General features: G+C 62.2%; 14 protein-coding genes. 8 read left to right on the forward strand and 6 right to left on the reverse strand.

Translation table 11 applies throughout. The features are described from left to right. Positions 1-75: 75 nt before the first annotated feature. The 5 genes from RAS12_RS06240 to RAS12_RS06260 all read left to right on the forward strand — a co-directional run bounded on the left by RAS12_RS06240 (position 76) and on the right by RAS12_RS06260 (position 5,009). Positions 76-1,191, forward strand: a complete 1,116-nt coding sequence (locus RAS12_RS06240; protein WP_306946316.1) for a high-affinity branched-chain amino acid ABC transporter substrate-binding protein — start codon at positions 76-78, stop codon at positions 1,189-1,191. Positions 1,192-1,382: 191 nt separating this feature from the next. Continuing rightward, a complete protein-coding gene (gene livH, locus RAS12_RS06245; protein WP_306946318.1) occupies positions 1,383-2,309 on the forward strand; it encodes a high-affinity branched-chain amino acid ABC transporter permease LivH in 927 nt (308 codons plus the stop codon). Beyond that, entirely contained in the window at positions 2,309-3,544 is a 1,236-nt protein-coding gene (locus tag RAS12_RS06250; RefSeq protein WP_306946320.1) for a high-affinity branched-chain amino acid ABC transporter permease LivM, read from the forward strand. The genes livH and RAS12_RS06250 overlap by 1 nt, the downstream gene beginning before the upstream one ends. Next, positions 3,541-4,308 (forward strand): high-affinity branched-chain amino acid ABC transporter ATP-binding protein LivG, encoded by a 768-nt coding sequence (livG, locus tag RAS12_RS06255; protein WP_306946322.1) that lies wholly within the window; start codon positions 3,541-3,543, stop codon positions 4,306-4,308. Before RAS12_RS06250 ends, livG begins: the two co-directional genes overlap by 4 nt. Continuing rightward, a complete protein-coding gene (locus RAS12_RS06260; protein WP_306946325.1) occupies positions 4,308-5,009 on the forward strand; it encodes an ABC transporter ATP-binding protein in 702 nt (233 codons plus the stop codon). The genes livG and RAS12_RS06260 overlap by 1 nt, the downstream gene beginning before the upstream one ends. 74 nt (positions 5,010-5,083) lie before the next feature. Here the strand turns inward: RAS12_RS06260 and cuyB are convergent, their stop codons facing one another. The 3 genes from cuyB to RAS12_RS06275 are packed head-to-tail and all read right to left on the reverse strand — an operon-like array spanning position 5,084 to position 8,297. After that, on the reverse strand, positions 5,084-5,827 hold the full coding sequence (gene cuyB, locus RAS12_RS06265) for a cysteate racemase (protein ID WP_306946327.1): 744 nt from the start codon (positions 5,825-5,827) through the stop codon (positions 5,084-5,086). Positions 5,828-5,843: 16 nt separating this feature from the next. After that, positions 5,844-7,310 (reverse strand): N-acyl-D-amino-acid deacylase family protein, encoded by a 1,467-nt coding sequence (locus RAS12_RS06270; protein ID WP_306946329.1) that lies wholly within the window; start codon positions 7,308-7,310, stop codon positions 5,844-5,846. Positions 7,311-7,319: 9 nt separating this feature from the next. Continuing rightward, entirely contained in the window at positions 7,320-8,297 is a 978-nt protein-coding gene (locus RAS12_RS06275; protein WP_306946331.1) for a Bug family tripartite tricarboxylate transporter substrate binding protein, read from the reverse strand. 119 nt (positions 8,298-8,416) lie between these two features. Here RAS12_RS06275 and RAS12_RS06280 point away from each other — a divergent pair, with 119 nt between their 5' ends. Next, positions 8,417-9,376 (forward strand): LysR family transcriptional regulator, encoded by a 960-nt coding sequence (locus tag RAS12_RS06280; protein ID WP_306951330.1) that lies wholly within the window; start codon positions 8,417-8,419, stop codon positions 9,374-9,376. Positions 9,377-9,427: 51 nt separating this feature from the next. Here RAS12_RS06280 and RAS12_RS06285 read toward each other — a convergent pair whose 3' ends face one another. After that, positions 9,428-10,039: a glutathione S-transferase family protein gene (locus RAS12_RS06285; RefSeq protein ID WP_306946333.1), complete on the reverse strand. Its 612-nt coding sequence runs from the start codon at positions 10,037-10,039 to the stop codon at positions 9,428-9,430. A gap of 137 nt (positions 10,040-10,176) precedes the next feature. Between RAS12_RS06285 and RAS12_RS06290 the strand changes: the two genes are divergently transcribed. Continuing rightward, the gene (locus tag RAS12_RS06290) at positions 10,177-11,349 is read left to right on the forward strand and encodes a PQQ-dependent sugar dehydrogenase (RefSeq protein ID WP_306946335.1); all 1,173 of its coding nucleotides are present in this window, start codon (positions 10,177-10,179) and stop codon (positions 11,347-11,349) included. A gap of 3 nt (positions 11,350-11,352) precedes the next feature. Continuing rightward, positions 11,353-11,991, forward strand: a complete 639-nt coding sequence (locus RAS12_RS06295; protein ID WP_306946338.1) for a glutathione S-transferase — start codon at positions 11,353-11,355, stop codon at positions 11,989-11,991. A 6-nt stretch (positions 11,992-11,997) separates the two neighbouring features. Here the strand turns inward: RAS12_RS06295 and RAS12_RS06300 are convergent, their stop codons facing one another. Continuing rightward, positions 11,998-12,912 carry a DMT family transporter gene (locus RAS12_RS06300; RefSeq protein ID WP_306946340.1) on the reverse strand — a complete coding sequence of 305 codons (915 nt, stop codon included), beginning with the start codon at positions 12,910-12,912 and terminating at the stop codon, positions 11,998-12,000. A gap of 72 nt (positions 12,913-12,984) precedes the next feature. Continuing rightward, a complete protein-coding gene (locus RAS12_RS06305) occupies positions 12,985-13,362 on the reverse strand; it encodes a DUF423 domain-containing protein (RefSeq protein ID WP_306946341.1) in 378 nt (125 codons plus the stop codon). Between the last annotated feature and the right edge of the window lie 55 nt (positions 13,363-13,417).

The raw sequence follows: 13,417 nt of genomic DNA on the forward strand, positions 1-13,417 counted from the left end.
GATACGGATTACAGGGCACCCTCCTGATAAACCGAATCGATCAGAGCCGCTCAAAACCTCGCTGGAGAATTCCGCATGAAGTTTCTGAATCGCCTTACCCCGGTAGCCATGGCGCTTGGGGCACTTGCCTTGGCTGGCGCCGCGCACGCCGCCGACACGATCAAGATCGGCATTCCGCAGCCCATGACTGGTCCCAACACGCAATACGGTGACCAGATCCAGGCCGGCGCGTTGACCGCCATCGAGACCATCAACGCCAAGGGCGGCGTCAAAGGCAAGAAGCTTGAGCCGATCTTGATCGACGATGGCTGCGAGCCCAAGCAGGCCGTGCCTGCCGCCAACCGCGTCGTTAACTCCGGCGCCAAGTTCGCTGTGGCCCATGCGTGCTCGGGTGTCACGGTTGCCGCCGTGAAGGTTTACGAAGAAGAGGGCATTGTCGGCATTACCCCGGGCGCCACGTCGCCGCTGGTTACCGACACGATCAAGCCGCATTATTTCTTCCGCACGATTGGCCGTGACGACCAGCAAGGTCCGTACGCCGCCAGCTACATCGCCAAGTCGCTCAAGCCCAAGAAGGTTGCCGTCCTGCATGACAAGCAGACCTACGGTTCGGGCGTGGCTACGCAAGTCAAGGACGCGTTGGGCAAAGAAGGCGTGAACGTCGCGCTGTTCGAAGGCATCAACGTCGGCGACAGCGATTACTCGGCCATCATCACCAAGCTCAAGTCGGCTGGCGTGGATCTGGTCTATTTCGGCGGTTACCACCCCGAACTTGGCCTGTTGCTGCGTCAAGCGCGTGAACAAGGCCTGAAGGTTCAGTTCATGGGTCCGGAAGGCACAGCCAACCAGGATCTGGTGGCTATTGCCGGCCCGGCTATCGAAGGCTTGCTGGTCACGCTGCCGGCTGACTTCACCAAGCTGCCTGGCAACGAAAGCATCGTGAAGGCCTTCAAGGACGCCAAGCGTGATCCGGATGGCGCCTTCCAGATGCCCGCTTATGCCGCCGTGCAAATTCTGGCCGACAGCATCAACGCGGTGGGCGAAGACCCCGCCAAGGTCGCTGACTACATGCACAAGACCACGTTCAACACCGGCATCGGCAAGGTTGAATACGATGCCAAGGGCGACTTGAAGAACTTTGAATTCGCCGTCTATAAGTGGGACAAAAACGGGAAGAAGACCCAGCTGTAAACTCGCGATCCCGCCGGCGTGGTGCCGGCGTGTAGGGCCTGTTGTTCACGTTGTGCCGTAATCCGCGTAGCGATGCGCCAAAAGCGCTGTGCGGCCGGCGGGCGGTGACTACAGGCCCTTATAAAATACGCCCAGGTTTCCGGCTCCGGGTCTCTCTACCGGAGCCGGAACTATTTGGAGCAAGAGAAATAATGTCTGACCTCATACCCCAACTTACCCAGCAATTCTTCAATGGATTGTCTCTGGGCGCGATCTACGCGCTGATCGCCATCGGCTACACAATGGTCTACGGCATCATCGGAATGATCAACTTCGCTCACGGCGAAATTTATATGATCGGCGCCTATGTCGGCCTGGTCACCCTGACGTCCATCGGCACCAATAGCGGTTTGCCGGTGCCGTTCATCATTGCCGCCATGCTGCTGGTGGCGATCACGGTTACGGGTATCTACGGTTTCTCCGTTGAACGCGTGGCCTACCGGCCCGTCCGGGGCAGTCCCCGTCTGGTGGCGCTGATCTCCGCCATCGGTATGTCCATCTTCCTGCAGAACTGGGTGGCCTTGGGCCAGGGCGCGCGCGACATGGCCGTGCCTTCGCTGGTGTCCGGCGCCGTGCAGTTCCACATGGGCACGGACTTTGACGTTACCGTGCCGTACTCGCGCATCATGATCATCGTGGTGACGGTGGTGCTGATGGTGGCCTTGACGCTCTTCATCAAGTATTCCCGCATGGGCCGCGCATCGCGCGCCTGCTCGCAAGACATGCACATGGCCAATCTGCTGGGCATCGACACCAACCGCGTGATCTCGTTCACGTTCGTGATGGGTGCGATCCTTGCGGCGGTGGGTGGCGTGTTGATCGCGATCACTATCGGCAAACTGAATCCCTTCATCGGCTTTTTGGCCGGTATCAAGGCATTCACGGCGGCCGTTCTGGGTGGTATTGGCAGCATCCCCGGCGCGATGCTGGGCGGCGTGTTGCTGGGACTGGCCGAGACCTTTGCGGCTGCCTATATTTCGTCGCAGTACAAGGACATCGTGGCGTTTTCGCTGCTGGTCCTGATTCTGCTGTTCCGTCCCACCGGGCTGCTGGGCAAACCTGAGGTGGAAAAAGTCTGATGTCGAAAAACAATCTGAAAAACGCCACGATGGCGGCCGTGCTGACGGCCGTTATCGTGACCCCGGTGTTCGGCCTGCAACTGATCCGTCAGGGCGCGCGCACATCGATGGAATCGCACTGGTCGCTGGTGGCGCTTGCCGCAGCGGTGGTGTTCGTGTTCCAGATGCTGCGGCCGTGGATTGCCAAGCCGTTCCAGAATCTCAAGAAGAGTCTTCCGACCTTGCCTTCGACGCCAGCCAAGAACCACAAGGCGCTGATGGTGCTGATTCTGGCGGTGGCGGTGATCTGGCCGTTCTTCGCGGGCCGCAGTTCGGTGGACATCGCCACGCTGGTGCTGATCTACGTGATGCTGGGCCTGGGCCTGAACATCGTGGTGGGGTTTGCTGGGCTGCTGGATTTGGGTTTCGTGGGTTTCTACGCCGTGGGCGCCTACACGTACGCCTTGCTGTATCACTGGGGCGGGTGGAGCTTCTGGGAAGCGCTGCCGTTCTCGGGCGCGATGGCCGCGCTGTTCGGCTTCGTACTGGGGTTCCCGGTGCTGCGCTTGCGGGGAGACTATCTGGCCATTGTGACGCTGGGTTTTGGCGAAATGATCCGCTTGCTGCTGATCAACCTGAATACGCTGACGGGCGGTCCTGACGGCATTTCGGGTATTCCGAAACCGACGGTGTTTGGCTTGGAAATGACTCGTCGCGCCAGCACGGAAGGCGGCACGACGTTCCATGATTTCTTCGGGCTGACGTTCCAGAACCAGCACATGGTCGTGTATCTGTACATGATGGCGCTGATGCTGGCGCTGGTGACATTGTTCGTATCGACGCGTCTGATCCGCATGCCGGTCGGCCGCGCCTGGGAAGCGCTGCGCGAAGATGAAATCGCGTGCCGCTCGCTGGGATTGAATCCCACGCGCATCAAGCTGTCGGCGTTTACGCTGGGCGCAACCTTTGCCGGTTTCGGCGGGGCGTTCTTCGCGGCGCGCCAAGGCATGGTGAACCCGGAGTCCTTCACTTTCATCGAATCCGCGCTGATCCTGGCGATTGTTGTGCTGGGTGGCATGGGCTCTCAGGTGGGCGTGATTCTTGCGGCCATTCTGTTGACGGTCCTGCCTGAGCTGGCGCGTGAGTTCGCCGAGTACCGGATGTTGATGTTCGGTCTGGTGATGGTGTTGATGATGATGTGGCGTCCGCAGGGGTTGTTGCCCATGAAGCGTCCCCACGTGGAGCTGTCTAAATGAGCGAGGCATTGCTTAAAGTATCCGGACTCACCATGCGGTTCGGCGGTTTGTTGGCCGTTGACAGCGTGGCGTTCGAAGTCAAATCCGACGAGGTGTTTGCCATCATCGGCCCCAATGGGGCCGGCAAGACCACGGTGTTCAACTGCGTGGGCGGGTTTTACGCGCCGACGGCAGGCGATATCCTCATGGACGACAAGCCGATCACTGGCTTGCCCAGCCATAAGGTGGCGCGGCACGGACTGGTGCGCACGTTTCAGAACGTGCGCCTGTTCAAGCAACTGACGGTGCTGGAAAACCTGCTGGTTGCGCAGCACACGCAGGTGGAGTCGCGCCTGTTGCCGGGTCTGTTGAAGCTGAAAGGCTACCGGCAGTCCGAAGCCGATGCGCTCTCGCGTGCCGCGCAATGGCTGGACTTCATGGGTCTGCGTGAATTCGCCAACCGGGAGGCCGGCAATCTGGCCTATGGCCATCAACGCCGCCTGGAGATCGCGCGCTGCATGATCACCAAGCCGCGCTTGCTGATGCTGGACGAACCGGCGGCGGGTCTGAACCCTCACGAGAAGCGCGACTTGCAATCGCTTATCGATCAGCTGCGGCGCGAGTTTGGCGTTGCGGTGCTGCTGATTGAGCACGACATGAGCCTGATCATGGGCATTTCGGATCGTATTCTGGTTATGGAACACGGCAAGCCCATTACTACCGGCACCCCCGAGCAGGTGCGCAACGACGAGCGCGTCATCAAAGCGTACCTGGGGGAGGAATAATGCTTAAGCTGGAAAACATACACACCTACTACGGCGCCATTCAGGCGTTGAACGGGGTGTCGGTGGAAGTCCAACAGGGCGAGATCGTCACGCTGATTGGCGCCAACGGCGCAGGCAAGACGACGCTGCTGATGACCGTCTGCGGAAATCCCAGAGCCAAGGAAGGCAAGGTTACCTTCGAAGGCGAGGACATCACGAACAAAGACACGCACCACATCATGCGTAGCGGCATCGCCATTTCGCCGGAAGGCCGCCGGGTTTTCAAGGACCTGACGGTTGCCGAGAACCTGATGATGGGCGGCTTCTTCTCCAAGCGAGCAGAGATTGAAGCGGGCATCGAGCACGTCTATGGGCTGTTTCCGCGTTTGAAGGAACGTTCCGCCCAACGCGCCGGCCTGATGTCGGGCGGTGAACAGCAGATGCTGGCTATCGGCCGCGCGCTCATGACGCGTCCGCGCCTGCTGCTGTTGGATGAGCCGACTTTGGGCTTGGCCCCGCTGGTGATTGCGCAGATTTTCGACATCATCCGCGAAATCCGGGAGCAGGGCGTGACGGTGTTCCTGGTGGAGCAAAATGCAAACAAGGCGCTGGGCGTTGCGGATCGCGGCTACGTGCTGGAAAACGGCCGAGTCGTTCTGCAAGACACCGGCGCCAATTTGCTGGTCAACGATCAGGTGCGCAAAGCGTACCTGGGCGGCTGACGCCTTCGTTGATCCATTCCCCGCGAAGGGAAATTGGGCGCATCGAAAGATGCGCCTTTTTTTTGTTCAACCCGCTACGCCGCAATAAGCGCTTCCGGCTGATCTGCCTGGTAGTGCGAAATTGCCGCGCGGGCCAGCGCATCGATCGAATCCGTCAGCGTCACGCCCAGGCTGGCGCGCAGCGCGTGCGGTACGGCCAACGGCAGTTCGGTGCAGCCCAGCACCACGGCATCTGCGCCGCGGGCCTTGAGCAAAGCGATGCACTCAGCCGCAGGCGCAAACGCCTCTTCCAGACGGTTGCCCTTGACTGCGCGGATCGAGCCCATGCAGTAGCGCTCGACTTCATCATCGTTGGGCACAATACATTCATAGCCCTGCGCTTCCAGGTGCTTCTGATACAGCCCCAGCTTCAATGTGGCCGCCGTGCCCATCAAACCGATGCGCCCGCTGGACAATCCCAGACGGCGCAGGTCATCCGCGACCGCTTGAATAATGTGCAGCACCGGCAGGCCGGTAGACGCCGCGATCTCGTCATACCAAAGATGGGCGGTGTTGCACGGAATGGCGATCAACTGCGCGCCGGATTGCTCCAGAAAGCGCACGCCATCAACCATATGAGGCAGCGGGCTGGCGCCGCCGGCCATATAGGCGCTGGACCGGTCGGGGATACGGGGATCGTTACGCAGCAAGGTCGGGATGTGCTGCTGATCAATTGCGGCGGGCGTAAGCGCCGCCAAACGGAGCGCAAATGCTGCGCCGGCCATCGGGCCCATGCCGCCTAATACACCCAGGTAGCAGTCCTGGGAAAACGTCTTCACTTTATAAACTCCGTGCTCATGCATCACCGGGCGTCAGAACTTGGCCCGGGCGTTCAGTGCTGGTCTGTTGCCCGTCCCATACCCGCTTGCCATTGACCCAAACCGCATGGATACCTTGGCTAGCCTGAATGGGAGCTGAAAAAGTGGCCACATCTGTCACCGTGGCGGGATCGAACAGCACCAGATCAGCATAATACGCCTCGCGCAGCAGACCGCGCTGGGAGACCCCGTACTGGCTGGCAGCCAAGCCCGTCATTTTGTGGATTGCGGCTTCCAGCGACAACAATTGCTGCTCGCGCACCATCGTGCGCAGCACATTGGTGAACGTGCCCCATTGGCGGGGGTGCGGGTGCGGATCGAATGGCAGCCCATCCGAGCCGACCATCGTCAGCGGATGCGTGAAAATGCGGTTGACGTCGGCCGGGTCCATCAGAAAATAGATCGCGCCGGCTGGCGTCAGACGGGCGACAGCGGCTTCGTCATCCAGACCCAGTTCGGCCATGACCTCGCTGAAGTCGCGGCCGGTGGCTTCCGGATACCCTTTGGACCACGTGATCATCGTGCGGCTGGCCAGCCGCGCGCGGTCCAGCCGCAGCATGGTGGACGTGGCCGGGTAGGGATGGCAATCCAGGCAGACAGGCTGGCGGGCGGCGGCGCGGCTGATGATGTCCAGCGTTTCACGCGTGCGGCCATGATTGCGTTCGCCCGCCAATTTGTGATGAGAAAACACCACGCGGCAATCGAGTTCGCGGCCGATCAACAGCGCTTCTTCCATTGCCGGCACGATATGGTCGGCTTCGTCGCGCAAATGGGTGGCGTAGATGCCGCGGCGGCCGGAATCTGCTGCGGCTTTCAGCGGCAGGCACACGTCGATGATTTCGTCCGTGGGCGCGGCGCTGGCCGGTGGATAGAAAGTGCCGGTGGACACGCCGAAAGCGCCAGCGTCCAACGCTTCTTGCATCAGCTCGCGCATCGCTGTGCGCTCCTCGCCGTTGGCCGCGCGCGAAGTGTCGTCCATGACTGCCACGCGCAAGGTGGTGTGACCCACCAGCGCAATGACGTTGACGGCGGCGGGCGTGCTGCGCAGCGCGTCCATCCAGGCCAGGAACGTGCCGAAGCGGAACAGTTCGTTGGGCCCCAACAGATCCAGCGGCTGCGGAATATCGGCGCGTACGAGCGGCGCCAGACTGATCCCGCAGTTGCCGGTTACGACCGTGGTGATGCCTTGCGACACCTTGGGCAGCATGTCTGGATGCGCCAGCAGGTAGCCATCATCGTGCGTGTGTGAATCGATAAACCCCGGCGCCAGAACCTGCCCCCGGCCATCGATCACGGGCACGCCAGCAGGATGGGCAAAGTTGCCAACCGCCACGATGCGGTCGCCCAGCACGGCCAGGTCGCCCTGACGCGCAGGGTCGCCCGAGCCATCGATAAGCGTGGCGCCCGCCACGATGAAGTCTGCCTGCAAGACGCGTTCCGTCATAAGAGCTGCTTAGTCCAGTTTTTCGATGCCGGCGGTTTCGATGATCTTCTGCCATTTGACCGTTTCACGATCGATCAGCTGCTTGAATTCCTCTGGCGAACCGGTAGCGGGTTCTGCGCCCAAGGTCGCAAGGCCGGTGCGCACTTCGGGCGCCTGCAACGCCTTTTGGATTGCTTTGTTCAGGGTCGCAACCACGTCGGCAGGCGTGCCTTTGGGAGCCACCACGCCGCCCCAGGCGACGGTCTCATAGCCCTTCAGACCGGACTCGTCCAACGTCGGGACGTCGGGCATCAGCGACAGGCGCTTCAAGCTGCTGACGCCAATGGCGCGGACCTTGCCGCTTTTGACCAGCGGGCCGGCTTCTGATGTGTTGACGAACAAATAGTCCAGACGTCCGCCCAGCAGGTCCTGAATGGCGGCCGGACCGCCGTTGTACGGGATGAACATGACATCGACCTTGGCCATGCTTTTGAACAGCTCACCGCCCATGTGGCCGGTGGTGCCCACGCCGGATGCCCCGTAGGACAGGCGGCCAGGCTGCTGGCGGGCGAGGTCGATCAGGCCCTGCACGCTTTTGACGGGAGAATCTGCGGGCACGATCAGCGCGTTGTACAGGTCGAACATGTGCGCGACCGGGGTCAGGTCTTGATCCACGTCGTAGGGCAGGCGCTTGAACAGCGAACGGTTGACGGCTAGCGTGTTGATGTTTCCGTAGCCAACGGTATAGCCGTCAGGCGCGCCGCGCTTGACCAGAGCGATGCCGATGTTGCCGGCAGCGCCCGGGCGGTTTTCCACGACCATGGTGGCGCCGGTGTCCTTGGCAATCTGGGTCGTGATCAGGCGCGACAGCACATCGGGCGAACCGCCCGCCGCCGACGGCACCACAAAGGTGATGGGCTTGTCTGGGTAGGCGCCGGCCGAGGCGGCGCTGGCAAAGGAAGCGCTGATGGCCAGCGCGGTCAGACAGCGAAGGAATTTGCGTTGCATGGTGGATTTCCCCTTGTTTTCTTGTGTTGAGGGGCGCAGATTACACCCGCTGTGCGGCGCAGCATCATCGAAAAATGTCGCAATCCTATAATCCGGCGTTATCGATCAAGGGGAAAAAAATGGAAGCGGACGCCTATGCCGACGAGGTAGGCCCGAGCGCCGGGCGGCCACTGAATCTGCGCCAGATTGAGGTGTTCCGCGCCATCATGATGGCCGGATCGATCAGTGGCGCGGGACGCATGTTGCACGTGTCGCAACCCGCGGTCAGCCGGGTGCTGGCGCTGACGGAAAGCCGTTTGGGCTACCGCCTGTTCGAGCGGGTCAAGAGCCGCCTGTCGCCCACCGCCGAGGCACGTCGCCTGTATGCCGAGGTGGAACAGGTCTATGGCGGGATCGAGCGGGTGAACGATCTGGCGGCGAGCCTGGGGCAGTCGGGCGCGGGTATGTTGAAGATCGTGGCCAGCGCCAGCTTTGGGCAGCGCCTGATTCCGATGGCGCTGGACCGGTTTCGCGGCCGCAATGCCGATGCGCGGGTGGATTACCGCAGCGTTACCTTTGACGAGCTTGCGGCATATTTTCTTTCGGGCAAGGCCGACATCGGCATTTCCATGCAGCCGCCAGACCATCCCAACCTGACGTCGGTGCGATTGGCTCGGGTGCCGGTGATTTGCGTGATGCCCAAAAACCATCCGCTGGCCAGCCATCAAGTGGTGCACCCGGAGGATTTTGCGTCGGCGGCATGGATCGGCTATCCGCAGGACACGCCGCTGGGCCATGCGTTGAAACCGTTCTTTGGCGCAGGGCCGCGCTGCGCGGCAGCCGTCGAGGTGCATTCGCCCGTGACGGCCTGTTCATTCGTTCAACAGGGATTGGGGCCAGCCTTGGTGGACGCGTGGTGCGTCACCCCGGATCAGGCGGCGCACATGGTGTTGCGGCCGATCTTGCCCGAAGCCAGCGTCGAAATATGGGCCACGCACTCCAATCTGAGCGCGCCGCCCTTGCTGGCGCGGCGGTTTCTGGCGGCGGTGAAGAAGACGCTGGAAGCTGCGGCGTTGCCCACGCAGGCGGATGTTGCGTGATTGTTAAGCGGGCCGGGGTTTGCGCGCACGGGCGTTTACCCCGGTACCCGCTTACAGACCTTCGGCTTTCAAAGCGGCCTGCACGGCCTTGTCGGCTTCCATGCGCTTGAAGAAGGCGGCCAGGTTGTCTAGCCCGGACAGATCCACTTCCTTCGCGTGCGCCCAGCGCAGCACGACGTACAGGTACGCGTCTGCGATCGACGGCGCGTTGCCCGTCAGGTAGGACTTGCCGGCCAGTTGCGCATCGAGTTGCGCGAACAGCTTGGTCAGCAGCGTCGACGCAGAGCCTGCCAATTCCTTCTGAGCCTTCTCGTCGGTCAAGAAGCGAGACGCGCCAAAGATCATGGAGAAGGTCTTGTGGATGTCGGAATTGATAAAGCCGACCCAGCGGCGCACGTCAGCGCGCGAACGCGCAGTGCCATCGCCCAGCAACTTGCTTTCCGGAGCCTGTTCAGCCAGGTATTCCAGAATGGCGGCGTTCTGCGTGACGGTCCAGCCGCCATCGGTCAGAGCGGGCACGGCACCCAGCGGATTGACCTTCAGGAACTCGGGGCCCTTGAGTTCTTCGCGGCTGAGTTTGTGCGCCTCGTAGGGCTTTCCCACCCACTCCAGAACAATGTGGGAAGCGAGCGAGCACGCGCCGGGCATGTAGTACAGTTTCATGTAAGGGAGTCTCCTAAGAGGAAAGACGGGAGGCCCCCCGTCCTTGGGCGCTATGGTACGCCACCTGCGGCGCAGTCCGCATCACTCTGCCTTGCCTCTTGCGCCCGCATTCAATCCAGTTGCCGCCGGAGATGTCCATGCAGTCACGCACCGCCGCGAGCATGCGCGCGTTACCCTTTTTTGTTGCGTTGACGGCCCTTGCCGCTGCGTTCTCCGTGACCGCTGCGCCCGCGGGCGCAGCGCAAGAGCCTCTGTCCGTTGCGGCTCGGGTGACGCCTGTGGTGGGTGGCCTGGATCACCCCTGGGCTATGGCCTTCTTGCCTGACGGCGGCGTGCTGATCACGGAGCGTCCCGGCAACCTGCGTCTGTTGCGTACTCCCGGCGGACTGTCCAAACCGTTGACCGGCGTGCCCAAAGTGGCCGCGCAGGGGCAGGGCGGTTTGTTGGATGTGGCGCTGTCGCCGGACTTTGCCAAGGACCGCTACGTCTATCTGTCCTATGCCGAATCGGATGGCAGCAAGAGCGGCACGGCGGTTGGCCGTGGGCGTCTGTCTGACGATGCAACTGGCTTGCAGGATTTCAAAGTGCTGTTCAGGCAGGAACCAAAGCTGTCTTCAGGTCTGCACTTTGGGTCGCGGCTGGTGTTTGACGGCAAGGGTTATCTGTTTATCTCGCTGGGCGAAAACAATCAGCGTCCGACGGCGCAGGAACTGGGCAAGCTGCAAGGCAAGGTGGTGCGTCTGAAGGTTGACGGCTCCGTGCCTGCCGACAACCCCTTCGTAGGCAAGGCGGGCGCGCGTCCGGAAATCTGGTCGTATGGCCACCGCAATCCGCAAGGCATGGCGCTGAATCCGTGGACCGGCGCTCTTTGGGAAAACGAGCATGGCCCGCGCGGCGGCGACGAGATCAATCTGGTTCAGCCCGGCAAGAACTACGGCTGGCCGCTCGCAACGTATGGCATCAACTATTCAGGCGAGCCGATCCCCGAGGCTCGTGGCGAGACCGCGCCCGGCACCGAGCAACCGCTGTTCTGGTGGGCAAAGTCGCCCGCCATCAGCGGCATGGCGTTCTATAACGCCGACCGGTTCCCGGCTTGGCAAAAGTCGGTGTTCATTGGGGCGTTGGCCAATCAAAACCTGATCCGGCTGACCTTGGACGGCAATCGTGTAGTGGGACAGGAGTGGCTGCTGGTAGACAGAAAGAGCCGGATACGCGACGTGCGGCAAGGGCCGGACGGTTATGTGTATGTGCTGACCGATGCTTCACCCGGCCAATTGCTGCGGGTAGCGCCGGCCGAATCGGGAGGGTGAGCGATGAAAACCTATGAACTGATCGGATCTGCGGGCTGCGGCTCGGCCATTGTCGAAATGGCGCTGGTGCTGGCGAACGTGCCGCACACGCTGACAGACGTGCCCTATTTGAAACCGGGCCCCGAACGCGACCGCCTGCTGCACCTGAATCCGCTAGGTCAGGTGCCTACGCTCATCACACCGGATGGCGAGGTCATGACGGAAAGCGCGGCAATGATTCTGCATCTGCACGATGTGGCGCCGCTGGCGGGTCTTGCCCCGGCAGCCGACAAACCCGAGCGGGCGCGTTTCCTGAATCTGCTGGTGCGTCTGGTGGGGGCGATTTACCCCACCTTTACCTATGGCGACAACCCGCCGCAATGGACCCCGGACGGTCAGGCGGCTGACTATTTGCGTGAGCGGGTGCATGCGCGTCGGGCGGAGTTGTGGCAGGAGCTGGATCGCCAGGCCGGCGCGCCGCATATGCTGGGCCGGCGCTTTTCCGCGCTGGATCTGTATGTGACGGTCATGACGCATTGGCGCCCCGGGCCAGCCTGGTTTGAGTCCGCGTGCCCGGCCTTGACTGCGGTGGCGCGTGAAGCGGCGTTGGAACCCAACGTGGCGCGCGTGCTGCGGCGGAATTTTCCGCCGCCCACCGAATAAGAAGATCTAGCGCTTGGGGCGGCGTTTGGCGCGGCTTTTATTGCGCGCCTCGCGCACGGCGATGTAGACGCCGCTGCCGGCAATGAATAGCGCGCCCAGATAGGAATAGGCGTCGGGAGCCTCGCGCCAGAAAATCCAGCCCAGAATCGTGGCCCAGATCAGACCGGTGTAGTCAAACGGCGCCACGACCGAGGCGGGGCCGATGCGGAAACCCTGCGTGATGAGGGCCAGGCCCAGCGTGCTGAACAGCGCGACTCCAGCAAAGTACGGCATGTCTGCCATGGCAGGCGTCTGCCAGACCCACGGCAGCCCCACCGAGCTGCATACCAATTGCCCCAGCACGATGTAGAACGTCGTGGTCAGCATGCCTTCGCCACGGCTGATGCCGCGCGCGGTAATCATCATGACGGCGTAGAGCAGGGCGGTGGTCAGGGGCAGCAACGTGGCCGCCTGAAAGGCATCAGTGCCTGGGCGCACAACGATCAACACGCCAGCAAACCCCGCCAACACCGCGAGCCAACGGCGGCCGTCCACGCGTTCTTTCAGAATCATCACCGACAAAGCGGTAACGAACAGCGGCGCCGCAAACGCGATGGCAGTGGCTTCCGCGAGCGGTAGCGCCCGCAGGCCCAGGTAGAAGCAACAGGCGGACACGACGTTAATGGCGCCGCGTGTCAGGTGCAGACCCAGGTGGGTGGTGTAGAGCACGCGCCGGCCGCCCAGCCACACGGCCAGCGTCATCACAAATGGGAGCGCGATGACGGCGCGCAGAAACAGGATTTGCAGCGGGTTATAGCTTGCGCCGAGCCACTTGGCATTGGCGTCACTAAGCGTCAGGAAGAAAATGCCGCCCACCACGCAGGCTATGCCTGCAGCGGCGGAGTGCTCGCGGGCGGCGGGTAATACAGTCGAGGAAGACATCTGAAACCTGCAAGATCGGCGGTTCCTGCCGCCGTGGGGATTGGGGACGTGCGCAAGCAGTGGCGGGGCCGATCAGCCTTGGGCGCGGTACGCCGCCAGCGCCACCATGGCCCAGGCAGCCAGAAAGGCCGCGCCGCCGAGCGGGGTGACGGCGCCCAGCCAGTGGGTTCCGGTCAATGACAGGATGTACAGGCTGCCCGAGAACAGCACAATGCCCACAAACATGACCACGCCAGCGGCGGATAGCAACGGTGATCCGAACCGCGCCCCCAGCAGCGCAATGATGAACAGGCCCAGCGCATGGATCAGGTGATACATCACGCCCGTTTGCCATACCGACAGCAGCTCAGGCGTCAGCATGCGCTTCAACCCATGCGCGCCGAAGGCGCCAGCACCAACTGCCACCATGAGATTCAACGCCGCGAGTATCGTGAGCTGCCGGTCCGTCATTGCCAGTCCTTTAAGTGATCATGTGTAACGCCGCCTATGATATGCGCAAAATCGG

Origin of the sequence: Achromobacter seleniivolatilans (genome assembly GCF_030864005.1) — a bacterium.
GTDB classification, from domain to species: Bacteria; Pseudomonadota; Gammaproteobacteria; order Burkholderiales; family Burkholderiaceae_B; genus Achromobacter; species Achromobacter seleniivolatilans.